The sequence below is a fragment of the Streptomyces sp. NPDC015127 genome, assembly GCF_043080095.1.
Taxonomy (GTDB): domain Bacteria; phylum Actinomycetota; class Actinomycetes; order Streptomycetales; family Streptomycetaceae; genus Streptomyces.
This window is the reverse complement of sequence record NZ_JBIBVE010000021.1, coordinates 16,443-32,543: the sequence shown is the minus strand read 5'-3', so window position 1 is coordinate 32,543 and position 16,101 is coordinate 16,443. Positions and strand designations below refer to the sequence as shown.

Below are 16,101 nucleotides of genomic sequence, written 5' to 3'. Positions count from 1 at the left end.
GGCCCCCCGCTATGCCGGCCGCTCGTCCGCCAGCGCTTCCTCGACGCCGGCGTACATCTGGAAGACCGCGTGCGCTCCGGTGATCTCGAACATCCGCGCCACCGGCGGGCGCAGCCCTGCGAGTTCGATACGGCCTCCCGCCTCCTGCGCGGCAAGCCTCGCGTGCAGCAGGATGTTCAGGCCGGTGGAGTCGCAGAAGCCGAGGGGACCGCAGTCGACGAGGATGCGCCTGGCTCCCTGGCGCACGTGCCGCTCCAGTGCCTCGCGCAGCGGCTCGGCCGTGTCGTGGTCGAGTTCGCCGCTGAGCGTGAGGACGACGGCGTCCGCCCGCCGCTCGGTGGTCACGGAGAACCGCCCGCCTCCGGCGGCCGCCTCGTCCCCGGCCCCTGTGGTGGCTTCCGGGCCCATGGGTTCCCGCCTCCTCGACACCTCGCGCCGGATTCCGGCTCTTCGACTGTTGCCCGGCCGACCGGTCGCGGCCACCGCTCCCGTTGGCGCCGCCACGCCGTCGGACCGGCAGGGAACGGCGTACCGGGAGACGCTGCGGGTACCCGCCGGCGACGCGTGCACACCGGTCCCCTGACAATTCCACCCGGACTGGTGGGACCATGGGTCAACAGCCGCCGAAGGGGTACCAGACGTTCCCGACGTTGGACGGAGCACCGGCGATGAACCCCATCCAGGACAGTCCCCGCACTCCGCGGGTGCGGCCGATCTCCGGCCGGGTCGCGGGCGCGGGCGGCCCTGCGGGGGCCCCGGCGTCCCGGACGGAACCCCCGCCGCTGCCCGAGGACCACACCCAGGCCATCCTCGAGGCCACCAAAGAGGTGGCGGCGCTGCTCAAGGCGTCGGGTTACCCGTTCGCCCTGGTCGGAAGCGTCGCAGTGTACGCGTACGGGGTCCCGTTGCGCCTGCAGCACGACTCGGACTTCTGTCTGCGGCGCAAGGACGCGGAGGGCGTCGTCCAGGCCCTCACCCGGGGAGGGGTGGAGGTCGTGTCCCCGCCGGAGGACTGGCTCGTGAAGGCGCGGACCGGCGGAGAGGAGATCGACCTGATCTTCGAGCTGGCGCACCGTCCGGTCACCAAGGAGATGCTGGACCGGGCGGAGATCCTGCCGGTGGACAGTGTGCACATGCCGGTACTGGCGCCGACCGACCTCATGAGCAGCAGGCTCGCGGCGCTGTCCGAGCACCACTGCGACTTCGGCCGGCTGCTGCCCGTCGCACGGGCCCTGCGGGAACGGGTCGACTGGGACGCGCTGCGCCGTGAGCACGGTGGGTCCCCGATGCCCGACGCGTTCCTCTACCTGCTGGAACGGCTCGACGTGATCTCGCCGCGTACCGGCGGCCCGGGAGGTGTGCCATGAAAGGCCTCGAGGCGTCCGAGTACCGCATCGCGCGGCTGCGCGAGCGGCTCGCGGAGGACGACATCGCGGAACTGGGCGTCCAGATCGACATGCGCGGTGGCTACGTGCATCTGAACGGCACCGTGTCCAGCGCGTCGTGCAGGACCCAGATCCTGCGTATCGCCGAAGCCGAACTCGCCGGACTGCCGATGCGGGCCGATCTGGTGATCGCCTCCGGGACCGCCCCCGAACGCCCCGAGGAGCTGGAGTGATTCGCATAGCCGCCGTCGGAGACATCCATCTGGGCCCGGACAGCCGTGGAGCGCTGCGGCCGGCCTTCGACACCCTCGGCAAGAGCGCCGACATCCTGCTGCTCGCCGGTGATCTGACCCGGCACGGCACGGTGGAGGAGGCGGAGGTCGTGGCCGGGGAGGTCGAGGGGCTGCCGGTGCCCGTCGTCGCCGTACTGGGCAACCACGACTACCAGAGCGACCAGGAGGACAAGGTCACCACGGTCCTCCAGCGGGCCGGGGTCACGGTGCTCGAGGGCTCGGGCACCGTGCTGGACATCGACGGCACCCGGCTCGGGGTCGCCGGTACGAAGGGCTTCTGCGGCGGGTTCGCGGGGCGCAGCGCGGGCGAGTTCGGCGAACCGGAGATGAAGGCGTTCGTCCGCTACACCCGGCGGTGCGCGGCGGACCTGTGCCGTTCGCTGCTGGAGCTGGAGGACCGCGGCTGCGCCGCGCGGATCGCGCTGACGCACTACTCCCCCGTACCGGACACGCTCGCCGGTGAGCCGCCGGAGATCTACCCGTTCCTGGGCAGCTACCTGCTGGCCGAGGCGGTGGACGAGGGTCGCGCCGACCTCGCCGTGCACGGACACGCGCATCTGGGCACGGAGCACGGCCTGACGGCCGGCGGTGTGAAGGTGCGCAACGTCGCCCAGCCGGTCATCGGGCACGCCTTCGCCGTGTACCACCTGCCGGTGCGCGCACCGGCCGTGCTGTAAGCGGGTCCCCCGGCGAAAGTGCCCCGTGTGGCACGTTTTGGCCGTGAAGTCCCGGGCAGCCGCGTGATGTGCTTCGGACGGAAGCACGCCCCGCGGGAGCCGAAGCTCCGGGTGCGGGAGACCGGCCCAGAGCCGTTTCTGCGGGTGAGTCGAATCCTTCAAGGCACCACACCCTGCAGGAAGACCCGACATCATGCGCACGCTGGCACAAGGCAAGCACTCGCACTCCGACGCCCCCGACACCACAGAGGCCTTCCGGAAGATGGCCGAGCTGGACGACGGGCCGGAGCGGCAGGAGCTGCGGCAGGAGATCGTCGCGGCGTGGCTGCCCATGGCGGAACGAATCGCGGGCCGGTTCCGCAACCGCGGTGAATCCCTCGAAGACCTCCAACAGGTCGCCGCACTCGGCCTGGTGAAGGCAGTCGACCGCTACGATCCCTCGCGCGGGGCGTTCGAGAGTTTCGCCGTCCCCACGGTCGTCGGTGAGGTCAAACGTCACTTCCGCGACCACATGTGGGCCCTGCACGTGCCCCGCCGGGTGCAGGACCTGCGCAACCGCGTCCGCTTCGCACGCCAGGACCTGACCCAGACCATTTCGGGCCGCTCCCCCACGGTCGCCGAGATCGCCGATCGCGCCGGCGTCTGCGAGGAGGACGCACTCCTCGGCCTGGAGGCCCTGGAGAGCTTCACGGCCCTGTCCCTGGACGCCGAGCTGCCGGGCGCGGACGACGGCTACTCACTCGGGGACACCCTCGGCTCCGCCGATCCGGCCATCGACGTGCTGGTCGACCGCGAGGCGGTCAAACCCGGCCTGCGCAAGCTGCCGGAGCGCGAGCAGAACATCCTGTACATGCGTTTCTTCCGCGACATGACGCAGAGCAGCATCGCCCAGACGCTCGGCATCTCGCAGATGCACGTCTCCCGGCTCATCAGCCGCTGCTGCGACCAGCTGCGCAACGAGGTCATGCGGGACGCCGCATGAGCGGTAATGCCGCGAAAGTGGGCATTCCGGCCACCGTCCGGGGAACCCTGAGCGCATGGATCTCCGCGAGACACTGCGCCCCGACGCCACTCTCTCCGTCCTGACCCAGGGTTACGCCTGGCTCCCCGACCTGCTGCGCCGGGAGGGCGGAGCGCCCGTCCACACCCGCCTGCTGGGCCACCGCGCCATCGTCCTGCACGGTAGGGACGCGGCACGCTTCTTCTACGACGAACGCCACGTCAAGCGCCGCACGGCACTGCCCGGTCCCGTGGTCGACACACTGTTCGGGCACGGGGCCGTGCACACCCTGGACGGTGAGAGCCACCGGGTGCGCAAGGCACTGTTCGTGTCCCTCCTCAAGGATGAGAGAGCCGTGAGCGCGCTCGCGGAGCAGGCCGGCACCGAGTGGGACCTGGCGGCCCGGTCGTGGGCCGCGATGCCCCGGACCGAGCTGTTCACCGAGGCCGCCCGGGTGATCACGCGTGCGGTCTCCTCCTGGGCGGGCATGCCGCTCGGCGACGACGAGGCCCCTGCCGTCGCGGACGACCTGGTGGCCATGGTCGACGGTTTCGCGACGCCGGGACCCCGGCACTGGCGGGCGCGGCAGGCCCGGGCCCGACAGGAGGCCCGGGTCGGGGAGCTGATCGAGGCGGTGCGCCAGGACGCGGTCCCGGACGAGGACGGCGCCCACCCCGGCTCGGCGCTGCGCGCCGTCGCGCTGCACCGGAACGGAGACGGCAAACCGCTGGACACGCACACCGCGGCGGTGGAAGTCCTCAACGTCCTGCGCCCCACGGCTGCCGTCGCCTGGTTCCTGACGTTCGCCGCGCACGCGCTGCACCGCTGGCCCCAGCACCGCGACGCACTGCGCGCGGGCGGTCCCGCGTTCGCCGAGGCGTTCACCCACGAAGTGCGCCGCTTCTACCCGTTCACGCCCTTCGTGACCGGTCTGGCGGCGTCGGACGTGCGCTGGGAGGGCGAGGAGATCCCCGAGGACACGCTGATCGTCCTCGATGTGTACGGCCACCAGCACGACCCGGCACTGTGGCCCGATCCGTACATCTTCGATCCGGCGCGTTTCGCCGACGGCCCTCCCGCCGACGCGTACACGTTCATTCCGCAGGGCGGCGGCGACGTGGCGACCGGCCACCGCTGTCCCGGTGAGGACATCGCCGTCGCGCTCCTCGCGACGCTGGCGGTACGGCTGGCACGGCTGGAGTACGACGTGCCGCCGCAGGATCTGTCCATCCCGCTGAGCCGGATCCCCACCCGCCCCGCGGACGGCTTTGTGATCACCGTGCGGTCGGCCCCTGAGGACTGACACACACCGGCGTCAGCGGGCCGCGGACCTGCTCGGCCCGCGGCCCCTCGCCCGCTCCAGCAACGCGGACAGCTTCGGACGGCGCGCCCGCTGCTCCCGGGTGTGACGGTCGAGCTCCTCCATCAGGCGTCGGGAGCGGTGGTCGAGATCGAGCTCGTCGAGGATGCGGTCGATCTCGGTGAGCAGGGCGCCGTACAGCTGCCAGTGGCGGGGCAGCTGCCGTACGTCCTGGAGCAGCAGCTCGGCCACGTTGTCGCGGCTGGTACGGGCGGCGGCGAGTTCACCGGTCAGCCGCTCCTCGGCGGCGTCCGCGCTGCCGCTGGTCGTGGTGGTGACGAGGACGGCGAAGCTGACGAGCGTGTCGGCGACATGCGCGAGGAGTTCCTCGAGGGCGACGCCCACCTCGTGCGTGAAGAGGGCCTCGTCCCTGCGTTCCTTGGCGAGATCCGTGATCGTGCGGGCCAGTACGCGCAGGACGACCGCGCAGATCTCCAGCGTGTCCAGGCCGGTGCGCAGCACGATGCGGTGCAGCAGCCCCTCCTTGACCCGGGGGTTGAACCGCAGGCTGTCCTCAGCCTGCCGCAGGGCCGCATCCACGTCGGCGACGTCGTTGTCGAGCCGGCGGGCCTCGTGGAGACGGGCCGCGGCCCGCTCGACGGGCGTGGGACGGGTCAGTTCCTCGCCGATCAGCATCAGGAGCCGCCGCATGCGCCGCGCCAGGTCCTCGATGGAGCTCCCCGCCGTCTCGACCCACACGGGCGGTACGAAGACGAAGTTGAACAGCAGCCCCACCACGGCACCGATCAGCGTCTCCAGCACCCGGTCCCAGGCGGTGTCGGCGACCTGGGTCACGCCGAGCACGAGCATGGCGCTGATCGCGACCTCGGGGACGAACTCGTCGACGCGCACGAAGTGCCCGATCACCAGAGACGCCAGGATGATCAGTCCGAGGCTCCACCAGCTCAGTCCGACGAGCACGCTGAACCCGATGGCGATGAGCACACCGACGACGACCGAGTTGACCCGGCGTACACCGGTGGTGAGCGTGGAGTAGAGGGTGACCTGGACGACCAGGAGCGCGGTGAGGGGGGCGGTCAGCGGCGGGGCGGTGCTGCTGACCGCCTGCAGGGCGACGACGTAGGAGATGGTCGCCGCCGCCGTGGAGCGCAGAGTCTGGGTGACGACCGGTTCCTTGCGCCGGCGCACGAAACCGACGACGGGCTCGGGAAGCGCTCTGCGGACTTCGGGCACCTTGGTCCTTCCTGGGCCGGGTCGGCCTTCCCTCGCCGGTCCGGCCGGCCGCTGCGGACGCCCGCTCCGTCAGCAGCCGCCGGACGCCGCACGCTTGCCCATGGGCTGCGCGCCGGAGCGGATGCGGCGGTGTACGTAGCGTTCGGCGGCCAGTACCGCCTCGCGGGCCGTGCGCTCGCACATCAGGACGCACAGCGTGTACGCGGTGTCCTCGAAGCGTCTTCGGGCGTGCTCGTCGTGAGGAGCGGCGAGGAGGTGGTGTTCCTGGGCCCGGTAGCGGGCAATCAGCCTGGTGATGACGCTCGTGTCGGGCATCAGCATCGTGGTCTCCCGGTTTCTGCGGCCCCCAGCCACGCGGCGGATCGACGTCCGTCCGGTGCCTCATTGTGATCCGGAGCAGCCAAGTCCGCCACGCAGACGATCACCTTGCGTAGTGGTTCGTATCCGTACGGCCGAACCCCGCGGCAGCGCCGTGTCACGTCACACCTGCGTCCGCAGGCTGGTGGCCCCTTGCCGCCAGGCGCCCAGCAGTTGCTCGCCGAAGCGGTCCTCGACGAACGCCGTGGCGGCGATGCCGAACGCCACCTCCGGCGCGAGGGACGGCTCGTCCTCGAGCAGCCCGCCGATGACGTCCCGGCGTACGACCTGTTCGTGGACGGCGTCCGCGGTGACGTGCTCGTCGTAGAAGCGCTGGGCCGCGCTGCCCGCCCCCGTGCGGCGCATCGCCGCGGCCAGCCGCCGCGAGGCGGGCGGGGAGGTCACCTCGACCGCCGCGAAGTGCCCCACCAGGGCGCCGCGGTGGGCGCGGTGCAACCCCAGCAGGGACATCAGGTTGACCGTCGCCAGCATCTGCGCGGACGCGGCGTCCACGTAGCGGCCGTAGGCGGTGTCGAGCCCGAGATCGGTCATGAGGTCGGCGAAGAGCCGGGCATGGATGCGTTCGGGTCGGCCGCCGCCGAACTCGTCGAACTCGACGGCGACGAAGGCCGCTTTCGCCCGGCCGCGCAGACGCGGAACGACCCACACGTGCGGATCGGCCTCCTTCAGGTGGTAGAGGGAGCGCTGGGCCGCGTACTCGCGCAGTTGCCACAGCGACCCTTCGTCGTGCAGGTACTGGCTGACCCCGGTGCCGCGGACCGGCTCGACGAGCAGGGCGTCGAGCGCGTCCGCGAGGTCCGGGTGGCCGGTGGTCCCGGCGCGCAGGGCGCACAGGAAGGTCTCCTCCATGGCCGCGCGCAGCCGCAGCAGGTCGGGGTCCCACTCCCAGGCCGCGTCGACTGCGGTGAAGCCCAGGTAGTGCAGTTCGTAACAGGCGTAGAGCGCGAGTTGCAGGTCGTCGCCGAGCGGGTCGGCTCGTTCGGCCTCGCCGGTGCCGGGAAGCCTGGCCACGGCGGGCGCGCCGCGCAGGGCGTCCAGGACTGCACCCGACAGGTCTCCGCGGGCCTGCGGCAGTTCCCGCTCCGTCGTTCCCCGTCCGAGGGGCGTGGGGGCATGCACGGCGCTCACTCCCTCATCCGTCGACGGTGGCTGGTGTCGCACCACGGGTAGGCCCGGCTGCGACGGCAGGTGCACAGCGCGACCGTGAAACGGTCCGAGGTGGCGACGGTGCCGTCGTCGAGGACGACCTCGACGGGGCCCTCGACGAGCAGCGGGCCCTCACGGGTCGGCGTGATGCGGCGGGGCCGCTCAGATCCTGTCGGCACGGACGATCACCAGCTCTTCCTTGTCCTCGCCGGGGGCGATCAGCCCCCGCTGTCGCAGCCATGCGGCACGGGACCTCAGCACCGGGCCGAACGGCACCTGCTCGCGGTCCACGACGACCGGGTCCAGCCCCGTGCGCCGCAGCCGCTCCAGGGTGGGCGCCACGCCGCACAGCGCGGACTGCACCATCAGCAGCGCCCCCCGGGGGCGCAGGAGCGCCGCGGCACCGTCACAGAGCCGGTCCAGTACCGCCCTCCCGTCGGGGCCCGCGTCCCAGGCGACGGCCGGGCCGCGCCGGGGCGGCCGCGTCCGGGGTGCCGGCACGTACGGCGGATTGGCGACGATCAGATCGAAACGGCGGCCGGCGGCGGGGGCGAGAAGGTCGCCGTGCAGCACCTCGACGCGGTGACCGGCGAGCACCGCGTTTGCGCGCGTGGTGAGCACGGCACGCCAGGAGGAGTCGACGGCGGTCACCCGGGCGCCGCGCCGTGCGGCCGCGAGCGCCAGGGCTCCGGAGCCCGTTCCGACGTCGAGTACGTCGGCGCCGGGCCCCAGCGGCTCGCGCGCCATCGCGTCGGCCAGCAGGAACGTGTCCCTCTGCGGGACGTACACGCCCGGAGTGCGCAGCAGCACCGGCGAGAGAGTCCTGTCCGGCGTCGCGGCCGTTGCCATCCTCGCCACCTCTGGGTCTCGTGCGGGCGGTCGTCGCCCGGCCGTGATCCCCGGGTGCCCCGCATCGGCGGTTTTCATCCCGATCATTCGCGGGACCGGCCGGCGAGTCCGGGCGCATCCCGGCCGTTTCGGCCGGACCGCCGGGGGGACTCGGACGCCACCGAACATCCGACTGTTCAACAACGGCACGACGGAGGCCCCATGAGTACGACGACAGGGCTGCGAGTGGTGGTCACGGGGGCGACGGGGAACGTCGGCACGAGTGTGGTGCGGGCGCTCTCGGACGATTCGCGGATCGCATCGGTCCTCGGGCTGGCGCGCCGCACGCCCGGACTGCGCCTGTCCCGGACGGAATGGGCCGCCGTCGACCTCGCGGCCGAGGACGCGACGGCCGACCTCACCCGGCATTTCGAGGACGCCGATGCGGTGGTGCACCTGGCCTGGCGGTTCCAGCCCACGCACGATCCCGGCACCACCTGGCAGAGCAACGTCCTCGGTTCGCTGCGGGTCTTCGACGCCGTGGCCGCGGCGCGTGTCCCGGCGCTGGTGCACGCGTCGTCGGTCGGCGCGTACGCCCCCGGGCCGAAGTCCCCGCCGGGAGTGGACGAGTCGTGGCCCACCCATGGCGTGCCCGGGGCCGCGTACTGCCGTGAGAAGGCATATCTGGAGCGGGTGCTCGACGCCTTCGAGGAGCGGCATCCGCAGGTGCGGGTGGTGCGGATGCGCCCCGGCTTCCTGTTCAAGGAGAGCTCCGCCAGCGAGCAGCGCCGCATCTTCGCCGGGCGTTTCGTGCCCGGCCCGCTGATCAGGCCGTCGCTGGTGCCCGTGGTGCCGGACATCGAAGGGCTCCGGTTCCAGGTCCTGCACACCCACGACGCCGCGCGCGCCTATCTCCTCGCCGTGCTGCTCGACGCGCGCGGGGCCTTCAACCTGACCGCCGATCCGGTGATCGACGCGCACGTGCTCGGCGAACTGCTCGACGCGCGCGTCGTGCGGGTGCCGAAGGGGCCCGTGCACGCCGCGCTGGCCGCGGCCTGGGCGATGCGCCTCGTCCCGGCGTCGCCCCAGCTCTTCGACGCCGTGCTGCGTCTGCCGCTGATGGACTCCTCGCGTGCGCGGGAGGAGCTCGACTGGCGTCCGGAGCACACGTCGGTGGAGGCGCTGCAGGAGTTCCTGCGGGGCCTGCGGGAGGGCAGCGGCGAGGACACGGCACCGCTGGCGGGTCACCGGGCGCACTGACACGGGCCGCACCGTGGCGCGCCCTGTGGTGGGGTGCGCGTCACGGGTGGTTCAGCCAGTGGTGCGGCGCACGATCTCCGCGAACGGGCCGGTGTGCAGCGCGCGGAGCAGATCCGCCGGATGATCGTGGACCGCGTCCGCACCCGCCTCGACGAGGTCGGCGCGCGGGATGCCGCCGCACAGGAGGCCGACGCACAGCACGCCCGCGCGCCGTGCGGCCCGCATGTCCCACACCGTGTCGCCGACGAAGACGGCTCGTTCGGCGGGCACCCCGGCGAGCTCCAGTGCCTGCTGGACCGGCTCCGGCGCGGGCTTGCCCTCGGCGACGTCGTCGGCGCTCGCCATGGCGCTGACGGCGTCGTCCGCGTCGAGGGCCCGCCGCAGGGCCGCGAGCTCCGTGCCCGACGCCGAGGTCGCGAGCACCACGGTCCAGCCGGAGCGGGAGAGGGTACGCAGCAACTGCCCCGCCTGCTCCAGGGTCGGCAGCCGGTCGAAGTAGGTGGCGTACAGGGCCTTGTGAGCAGCCTTGACGGCATCGTCCTGGGCGCTGTCGCGGTCGTCGCCGAGCAGGTGGGCCACGAGGTCGCCGCCCGGCAGGCCGACGGCGCGGTGGATGTCGTGCATGGCAACGCGGTGGCCCGCCTGCCGGAAGGCCTCCCACCAGGCGACGACGTGCAGATGGTTCGTGTCGACGAGGGTCCCGTCCACGTCGAAGACGGCGGCTCGTTCCATGGCGGGCCTCTCTGCGTCTGCCGGGCCGGGGCGGCGCCCCTCCGGCCTATGGGCCGACGAGGTCCGGATCGGGGCCCGGCACCGTGTCGTCCAGCGAGCTGACCGTGAAGATCGCCCCGTCCGGGTCGCGCAGGCTGGCCTCCATCCCGCGGGACGTGGAGCGCTCGCCGAGCAGCGTCGCACCGTGTCTGCGGGCCGTGTGCGCGGTCTCCTCGACGTCCTTGACCGCGAAGTGGACGTGCCAGCGCGGGTGCAGGAGCGGGTTGATCGCGGTGCCGTCGGCGCCGGAGGTGAGCCGGGCGAGGACGCGTCCGGCACGGTGGAGAAGGACCGCGTCCTCCGCGTAGCTGACCTCGCAGCACCCGGGCTTGTCGGTGGCCCAGTCGAGGATCTCCCCGTAGAAGATCGCGGATTCGAAGGCGTCCCTGGCCAGCAGCCTGATCCAGGCGGGGGCGTTGTCCTGCCAGGCGGGCCAGTCCCTGACCAGCTCGCCCTCCCAGATGCCGAACACCGCGCCGTCGCGGTCGGCGGCGAGCAGCCCGCGGCCGGTGGCCAGCGAGAGGGGGCCGACCGCGATGGTGCCGCTGCGCTCCCTGATCCGTCCGGCCGCCTCGTCGGCGTCCCTGACCGCGAAGTACGGGGTCCAGGCGACGGCGACCGTCAGCCGGGGGGCGAGAGCGCCGATACCTGCGACGGGCGCGCCGTCGGCGAGGGCGACGCTGAACTCCTCGCCGAGCCTGCCCTTGCGGAACTCCCATCCGAGCACGGCGCCGTAGAAGTCCTGGGCGGCCTTGAGGTCGCGGGCCATGAGGCTGACCCAGCAGGGTGCGCCGAACACCGCCGCGCTCTGCGCGGCGGTCGCGGACCGGGCCGGGGTCGTCTTGTCGTTCATCACCATGTCCGGCTGTCGTGGGCTCGGCTGGGACCTGTCATCGGGGCGCCGACGCCTGGCTGGCCGCGTCCCGGAACCCATGTTCCTCCGTGCGGCGGGAAGAGGCTAGCCCTGTGATCACTCCATGTGACGGTGTCGCCACGGCCGGCTGCGGGTGCGGATCCGTGCGCACTGCGGGTGCCCGCTCGACGGATCGATAATCCCCGGTGCGGAGCTGCGGCGCGGGCGCGCCCCGGCGGGCCATGGGGCTTCATGCACCGAGGGCCCGTGCGACGGCTGGGCCGGGCACGGGGCGGGTCGCCACGCACTCGACGCGTCGGCCATGCCGCGCCCCAGCCCACGCCCACGCGGCAGGCGACCGAGCCGTCCGCCGTGTCGTACGCGCTCCCGGGTGCGAGGCGGCGATGGGCTTCCGCAGCCGCGCCGACCGGACCGCGACGTCCCGCAGCCACCCCGCCCCGCCGCACCGGAGGCACTCCGCATGACACCCGCGGGCGCGTCCACCGAGCAGCCCCGCGTGAACGCCGGCGCCCCTCCGCTCGATGACACGACGGTCCCGGCCGCGTCGTGGCGACAGGGACCGTCGTGTGGGGTGCAGCAGTCGGGGTAGACGCAGCGCATGACGGTTACGAAGACACCGGTCCTCGTCCTCGACTCGGCAGAGCCCCGGCAACTCGCCGATTTCTACGCCGCGTTGCTCCATGCGGAGGTCCGCGTCGGCCACGACCCCGACCTCGTGGAGGTGGCCGGCCGCAGCGGCGTGCGGCTCGCCGTGCGGCGCGACCACGGGTACGCCCCGCCGAGCTGGCCGCGCCCCGAGGACTCGCAGCAGTCGCACCTGTACATCCGCGTGGCCGAGGGCGACCTGGACGCCGCCGAGCGTGAGGCGGTCGGCCTCGGGGCGGTGCCCGTGGACAACGGCGCCGGACCGGGTCCGGGCCGGGCCCGCGTCTACGCCGACCCGGCCGGTCACTCCTTCACGCTGGAGCCCGCTCCGGACGCGGAGTAGGCCGCGTCAGCGCGCGGCGAGCGCGCCCACCACGCGCCGTGCGGTGTCGGCGCTGGACTGCGGGTTCTGGCCGCTGATCAGGTTGCCGTCCTCGACCACGGTGCTCGACCACGCCGGGCCCGTGGTGACCTTCGCGCCGAGCTCGCGCAGTCGCGACTCGACGAAGTACGGCGACCGGTCCCCGAGCCCGCCCTGGCGCTCCTCCTCATCGCTGAACGAGGTGACCTCCCGGCCGGCGAAGGTGAACGAGCCGTCCTCCCGGCGCGCGCTCAGCAGCGCCGCCAGGCCGTGGCAGAGGGCCGCGACGAGGCTGCCGCCGCGGTCGGCGTCGTTCAGCAGGCGCCCGAGGTCGGCGTTGTCGGCGAGGTCCGTCATCGGTGCGTGGCCGCCGGGGATGTAGACGGCGTCGTAGTCGTCCGCCGAGACCTTCGCGAGGTCGAGCGGCGCGGCGAGTTCACCGTCGATCGCCTCCAGGTACGCGGCGAAGCGGCGGGCGTCCGCCTCCTCGACACCGCCGCGCGCGTCCAGGCTGATGGGGTCGGCGGTCGGCCGCACGCCGCCCGGCGTCGCGATGGTCACGTCATGGCCCGCGGCGCGCAGCACCTCGTGCGACGCGGCCACCTCCTCGGCCCAGAAGCCGGTCGGATGGCTGGAGCCGTCGGCCAGTTCCAGGCTGTCGGCACCGGAGACGACCATAAGGATCTTCGACATGGGAAAGGGGTCCTTCGCTGAGGGATGTCGGTTGTTCGAGGTCTCGACGCTGTTCGAGGTCTCGAAGCGGACACCAACAGCTTTCACCCGGGACCATCCACGGGCACCATGGACGTCATAAGTTTTCTTATGGAATGAGGGTTGCGTGCCCGCACTGGATCTGCTGTCGACATTCCTGGAGATCTACCGCTGCGGCTCCCTCTCGGCTGCGGCCGAGCGTCTGGGCCTGACCCAGCCCGCGGTCAGCGGCCAGCTCGCACGGCTGGAGCAGGAGCTCGGCGAGCCGCTGTTCGTCCGCTCGCGCAAGGGGGCGACGCCCACGGCCCGGGCGGCCGATCTCGCCGCGCGCATCGGCACCCATCTCGACGAGCTCCGCGCCGCGCTGGACACCTCCGGCGAGGGCGCCGCCCACGTCGGCACCGTGCGCATCGCGGGCGCCGCCGAACTGATGGCCATGCGCGTCCTGCCCACGCTGGCACCGCTCACCACCCGCGGACTGCGCCTGCAGGTGACGCTCGGACTCGCCACCGACCTGCTGGATGCGCTGTCGGCGGGGCGGGTCGACCTGGTGGTGTCCGCCGTGCGGCCGACGCAGCAGGAGATCGCCGCCACACCGCTCGTCGACGAGGAGTTCGTCCTGATCGGGCCGCCGACGCTGGCGCGCAGCATCGACCCCGTACGGCTGGCCGCCGATCCGATCGGCGCACTGTCCCATCTGCCGCTCGTCGCATACGCGGACGATCTGCCGATCGTGCGGCGCTACTGGCTGAGCGAGTTCGGGCGGCGTCCGCCGAACGGCATCGCCGTGACCGTCCCCGATCTGCGGGCCGTACTCGCCGCCGTCGTCGCGGGAGCGGGCGTCAGCACGCTCCCGCGCTACCTGGCGGAACCGGCCCTCGCCGCCGGGTCGGTGGAGCTGCTGCACGAGCCGGCCGCACCGCCGCTGAACACGCTCTACCTCGCGGTCCGCACGGGTGCGCTGATCCACCCGCCGCTCGCACTCGTATACGACCACCTGCGCACCAGGGCGCACCTGTGGGGCGCGCTCTGACGCGGCAACCGATGTGCCGCGCGGCGGGGCAGGACCGGTCCGCGCGGATTCTCCTGCGCTAGGGGGTGTCTCGCCGATCTTGCCGGGCTCCCGACGCCTGGCACCGCGACTACACGGGCGGTGAGTTGCTCCTGGTCGAGCAGCGCCCGCGGGCGCAGTCCCGCGGCACGGTCCGCGTGCTCGTGACAGGGCCACGGTCCGATCTTCACGACGCGGGACCGCCCGGTCGCCCGCCGCGGCTGGTCCGCGACCCAGGTCCACCACGGTGTGAGCACGGTCCACGCGGACCTGCGCCGCTCACTGGGCCTGGTCTTCCACGACGCGGCGTGGGGCGACGACGAACTGTGCCGCCGCCCCCGACCCGCGCGAGGCGGTGCCGCCGTCCCTGGCGGAGCCATGCGGCCGCCGCCCGCGACCCGGCGCAAGGAGCGCCGCCCGCGCAGGGCGCTTCAGTCGCGGGCCTCCACCTTCGCCGGCTCCGGGACCGGCTCGGCAGCCGGCCTGGCGCGCCGGGATGTCAGCCAGCCAGCGGCCGGCTCGGTGTAACGCGCCGTCAGCGGGCCGATGACCACCAGGATCAGGACGTACGCCGTCGCCAGCGGGCCCAGCGACGGCTCGATCCCCGCCGAGACGGCAAGTCCCGCGATGACGATGGAGAACTCGCCCCGCGCCACCAGCGTGCCGCCCGCGCGCCAGCGGCCCTTGGGTCCGACACCGGCACGCTTCGCCGCCCAGTAGCCGGTGGCGATCTTGGTGAGGGCCGTCACCACGGCGAGAGCGAGCGCGGGCAGCAGCACCGGCGGGATGCTCGACGGGTCGGTGTGCAGCCCGAAGAAGACGAAGAACACCGCGGCGAACAGATCCCGCAGCGGGCTCAGCAGGGTGTGCGCGCCCTCGGCCACCTCGCCGGACAGCGCGATGCCGACGAGGAACGCGCCGACCGCGGCCGATACCTGGAGCTGCTGTGCGATACCCGCGACCAGCAGGGTCAGGCCGAGCACGACGAGCAGCAGCTTCTCCGGGTCGTCGCTGCTGACGAAGCGTGAGATGAGCCGCCCGTAGCGGACGGCGACGAACAGCACCGCCCCCGCGGCACCCAGCGCGATCGCCAGCGTCACGCTGCCCGTGGCGAGACCGACGCCGGCGAGCAGGGCGGTGATGATCGGCAGGTAGACGGCCATCGCCAGGTCTTCGAGGACCAGGATGCTGAGGATCACCGGCGTTTCCCGGTTGCCGAGCCGTCCGAGGTCGCCGAGCACCTTGGCGATGACGCCGGACGAGGAGATCCAGGTGACGCCGGCGAGGACGACGGCGGCCACCGGGCCCCAGCCCATCAGCAGTGCCGCCGCCGCGCCCGGCAGGGCGTTGAGGGTGAAGTCGACGAGACCGGCCGGGTACTGGGTCCTGAGGTTGGAGACCAGGTCGCTCGCCGTGTATTCGAGGCCGAGCATCAGCAGGAGCAGGATGACGCCGATCTCGGCGCCGATGGCCACGAACTCCTCGCTCGCGCCCAGGGGCAGCAGTCCGCCCGTGCCGAAGGCGAGACCGGCGAGCAGGTAGAGCGGGATCGGCGAGAACCGCAGCCGTCCCGCGAATCTGCCGAGCAGGCCGAGGCCGAGGATGATGGCGCCGAACTCGATGAGAAAGACCGCGGAGTGCACCGATCACTCCCGTCCGAGTATCGCCGCGGCCGCCTCGACGCCCTCGCGGGTGCCGATGACGATCAGCGTGTCGCCGCCGGCCAGCCGGAAGTCCGGCCCCGGCGAGGGGATGGCCTCGGCCCGGCGCAGCACGGCCACCACCGAGGCACCGGTCTCGGTCCGCAGCCGCAACTCGCCCATGACCCGCCCGTTCCACATCGAGTGCGCGGACAGCTCGACGCGTTCGGCGATCAGTCCGAGGTCGGTGGTGTGCAGGACGGTGGGGCTGTGGTGGTCGGGCATCAGGGCGTCGATGAGCGAGGCCGCCTCGGCGCTCGTCAGGTGCAGTGACTGTGCGCAGGCGTCGGGGTCGTCGGGCCGGTAGACGTTCACCGAGCGGGTGCCGTCGCGGTGGGCGATGACCGACAGGTGCTGTCGCTCGCGGGTGGTGAGGTCGTACTGGACTCCGATGCCTGGCAGGGGTGTCGTGCTCATCCTGGGAGCGGGCACGGCCCGTCCTCCTTGCTCGTTCGCGTCGTGCATGC

19 protein-coding genes and 1 pseudogene are annotated in these 16,101 nt (G+C 72.8%); 9 read left to right on the top strand and 11 right to left on the bottom strand.

Translation table 11 applies throughout. The annotated features are described in order from the left end of the window. Positions 1 to 9: 9 nt before the first annotated feature. Positions 10 to 408: an STAS domain-containing protein gene (locus ACF08N_RS32205; RefSeq protein ID WP_392328254.1), complete on the bottom strand. Its 399-nt coding sequence runs from the start codon at positions 406 to 408 to the stop codon at positions 10 to 12. A gap of 260 nt (positions 409 to 668) precedes the next feature. Here ACF08N_RS32205 and ACF08N_RS32200 point away from each other — a divergent pair, with 260 nt between their 5' ends. The 5 genes from ACF08N_RS32200 (at position 669) to ACF08N_RS32180 (ending at position 4,658) form a co-directional block, all read left to right on the top strand. Then, positions 669 to 1,367 (top strand): nucleotidyltransferase family protein, encoded by a 699-nt coding sequence (locus ACF08N_RS32200; protein WP_392328253.1) that lies wholly within the window; start codon positions 669 to 671, stop codon positions 1,365 to 1,367. Next, complete coding sequence (locus ACF08N_RS32195) at positions 1,364 to 1,618, top strand: BON domain-containing protein (RefSeq protein ID WP_392328252.1); 255 nt, start codon at positions 1,364 to 1,366, stop codon at positions 1,616 to 1,618. The genes ACF08N_RS32200 and ACF08N_RS32195 overlap by 4 nt, the downstream gene beginning before the upstream one ends. Then, on the top strand, positions 1,615 to 2,355 hold the full coding sequence (locus ACF08N_RS32190; protein ID WP_392328251.1) for a metallophosphoesterase: 741 nt from the start codon (positions 1,615 to 1,617) through the stop codon (positions 2,353 to 2,355). The genes ACF08N_RS32195 and ACF08N_RS32190 overlap by 4 nt, the downstream gene beginning before the upstream one ends. A 193-nt stretch (positions 2,356 to 2,548) precedes the next feature. After that, entirely contained in the window at positions 2,549 to 3,337 is a 789-nt protein-coding gene (locus tag ACF08N_RS32185; protein ID WP_392328250.1) for an RNA polymerase sigma factor SigF, read from the top strand. Positions 3,338 to 3,392: 55 nt separating this feature from the next. Next, complete coding sequence (locus tag ACF08N_RS32180) at positions 3,393 to 4,658, top strand: cytochrome P450 (protein WP_392328249.1); 1,266 nt, start codon at positions 3,393 to 3,395, stop codon at positions 4,656 to 4,658. A gap of 12 nt (positions 4,659 to 4,670) precedes the next feature. Here ACF08N_RS32180 and ACF08N_RS32175 read toward each other — a convergent pair whose 3' ends face one another. The 5 genes from ACF08N_RS32175 to ACF08N_RS32155 all read right to left on the bottom strand — a co-directional run bounded on the left by ACF08N_RS32175 (position 4,671) and on the right by ACF08N_RS32155 (position 8,282). Further along, positions 4,671 to 5,909 (bottom strand): aromatic acid exporter family protein, encoded by a 1,239-nt coding sequence (locus ACF08N_RS32175; RefSeq protein WP_392328248.1) that lies wholly within the window; start codon positions 5,907 to 5,909, stop codon positions 4,671 to 4,673. Between the two features lie 69 nt (positions 5,910 to 5,978). Next, complete coding sequence (locus ACF08N_RS32170; protein WP_392328247.1) at positions 5,979 to 6,224, bottom strand: DUF5133 domain-containing protein; 246 nt, start codon at positions 6,222 to 6,224, stop codon at positions 5,979 to 5,981. Between the two features lie 165 nt (positions 6,225 to 6,389). Further along, positions 6,390 to 7,406: an iron-containing redox enzyme family protein gene (locus ACF08N_RS32165; RefSeq protein WP_392328246.1), complete on the bottom strand. Its 1,017-nt coding sequence runs from the start codon at positions 7,404 to 7,406 to the stop codon at positions 6,390 to 6,392. A 5-nt stretch (positions 7,407 to 7,411) separates the two neighbouring features. Next, positions 7,412 to 7,612, bottom strand: coding sequence for a CDGSH iron-sulfur domain-containing protein (locus ACF08N_RS32160; protein WP_392328245.1), 201 nt, complete (start codon positions 7,610 to 7,612; stop codon positions 7,412 to 7,414). Beyond that, positions 7,596 to 8,282 (bottom strand): HemK2/MTQ2 family protein methyltransferase, encoded by a 687-nt coding sequence (locus tag ACF08N_RS32155; protein WP_392328244.1) that lies wholly within the window; start codon positions 8,280 to 8,282, stop codon positions 7,596 to 7,598. The genes ACF08N_RS32160 and ACF08N_RS32155 overlap by 17 nt, the downstream gene beginning before the upstream one ends. A 201-nt stretch (positions 8,283 to 8,483) precedes the next feature. On the opposite strand from ACF08N_RS32155, the gene ACF08N_RS32150 reads away from it, so the two are divergent. Further along, positions 8,484 to 9,521, top strand: a complete 1,038-nt coding sequence (locus ACF08N_RS32150; RefSeq protein WP_392328243.1) for an NAD-dependent epimerase/dehydratase family protein — start codon at positions 8,484 to 8,486, stop codon at positions 9,519 to 9,521. A 51-nt stretch (positions 9,522 to 9,572) separates the two neighbouring features. On the opposite strand, the gene ACF08N_RS32145 is transcribed toward ACF08N_RS32150, so the two are convergent. Together ACF08N_RS32145 and ACF08N_RS32140 are read right to left on the bottom strand one after the other, a co-directional pair. Further along, positions 9,573 to 10,253, bottom strand: a complete 681-nt coding sequence (locus ACF08N_RS32145) for an HAD family hydrolase (RefSeq protein WP_392328242.1) — start codon at positions 10,251 to 10,253, stop codon at positions 9,573 to 9,575. A 46-nt stretch (positions 10,254 to 10,299) separates the two neighbouring features. Further along, a complete protein-coding gene (locus tag ACF08N_RS32140) occupies positions 10,300 to 11,145 on the bottom strand; it encodes a VOC family protein (protein WP_392328241.1) in 846 nt (281 codons plus the stop codon). Positions 11,146 to 11,764: 619 nt separating this feature from the next. Between ACF08N_RS32140 and ACF08N_RS32135 the strand changes: the two genes are divergently transcribed. Further along, complete coding sequence (locus ACF08N_RS32135) at positions 11,765 to 12,154, top strand: VOC family protein (RefSeq protein WP_392328240.1); 390 nt, start codon at positions 11,765 to 11,767, stop codon at positions 12,152 to 12,154. A gap of 6 nt (positions 12,155 to 12,160) precedes the next feature. On the opposite strand, the gene ACF08N_RS32130 is transcribed toward ACF08N_RS32135, so the two are convergent. Continuing rightward, entirely contained in the window at positions 12,161 to 12,865 is a 705-nt protein-coding gene (locus tag ACF08N_RS32130) for a type 1 glutamine amidotransferase domain-containing protein (RefSeq protein WP_392328239.1), read from the bottom strand. 145 nt (positions 12,866 to 13,010) lie between these two features. Here ACF08N_RS32130 and ACF08N_RS32125 point away from each other — a divergent pair, with 145 nt between their 5' ends. Next, a complete protein-coding gene (locus tag ACF08N_RS32125) occupies positions 13,011 to 13,916 on the top strand; it encodes a LysR family transcriptional regulator (RefSeq protein WP_392328238.1) in 906 nt (301 codons plus the stop codon). Positions 13,917 to 14,017: 101 nt separating this feature from the next. Continuing rightward, a pseudogene (locus ACF08N_RS32120) lies at positions 14,018 to 14,243 on the top strand (2OG-Fe(II) oxygenase); the annotation flags it as partial. A gap of 122 nt (positions 14,244 to 14,365) precedes the next feature. On the opposite strand, the gene ACF08N_RS32115 reads toward ACF08N_RS32120, so the two are convergent. Together ACF08N_RS32115 and ACF08N_RS32110 are read right to left on the bottom strand one after the other, a co-directional pair. Next, positions 14,366 to 15,577 (bottom strand): cation:proton antiporter, encoded by a 1,212-nt coding sequence (locus ACF08N_RS32115; RefSeq protein ID WP_392328237.1) that lies wholly within the window; start codon positions 15,575 to 15,577, stop codon positions 14,366 to 14,368. A gap of 3 nt (positions 15,578 to 15,580) precedes the next feature. Beyond that, positions 15,581 to 16,051 carry a cation:proton antiporter regulatory subunit gene (locus tag ACF08N_RS32110; RefSeq protein ID WP_392328236.1) on the bottom strand — a complete coding sequence of 157 codons (471 nt, stop codon included), beginning with the start codon at positions 16,049 to 16,051 and terminating at the stop codon, positions 15,581 to 15,583. Between the last annotated feature and the right edge of the window lie 50 nt (positions 16,052 to 16,101).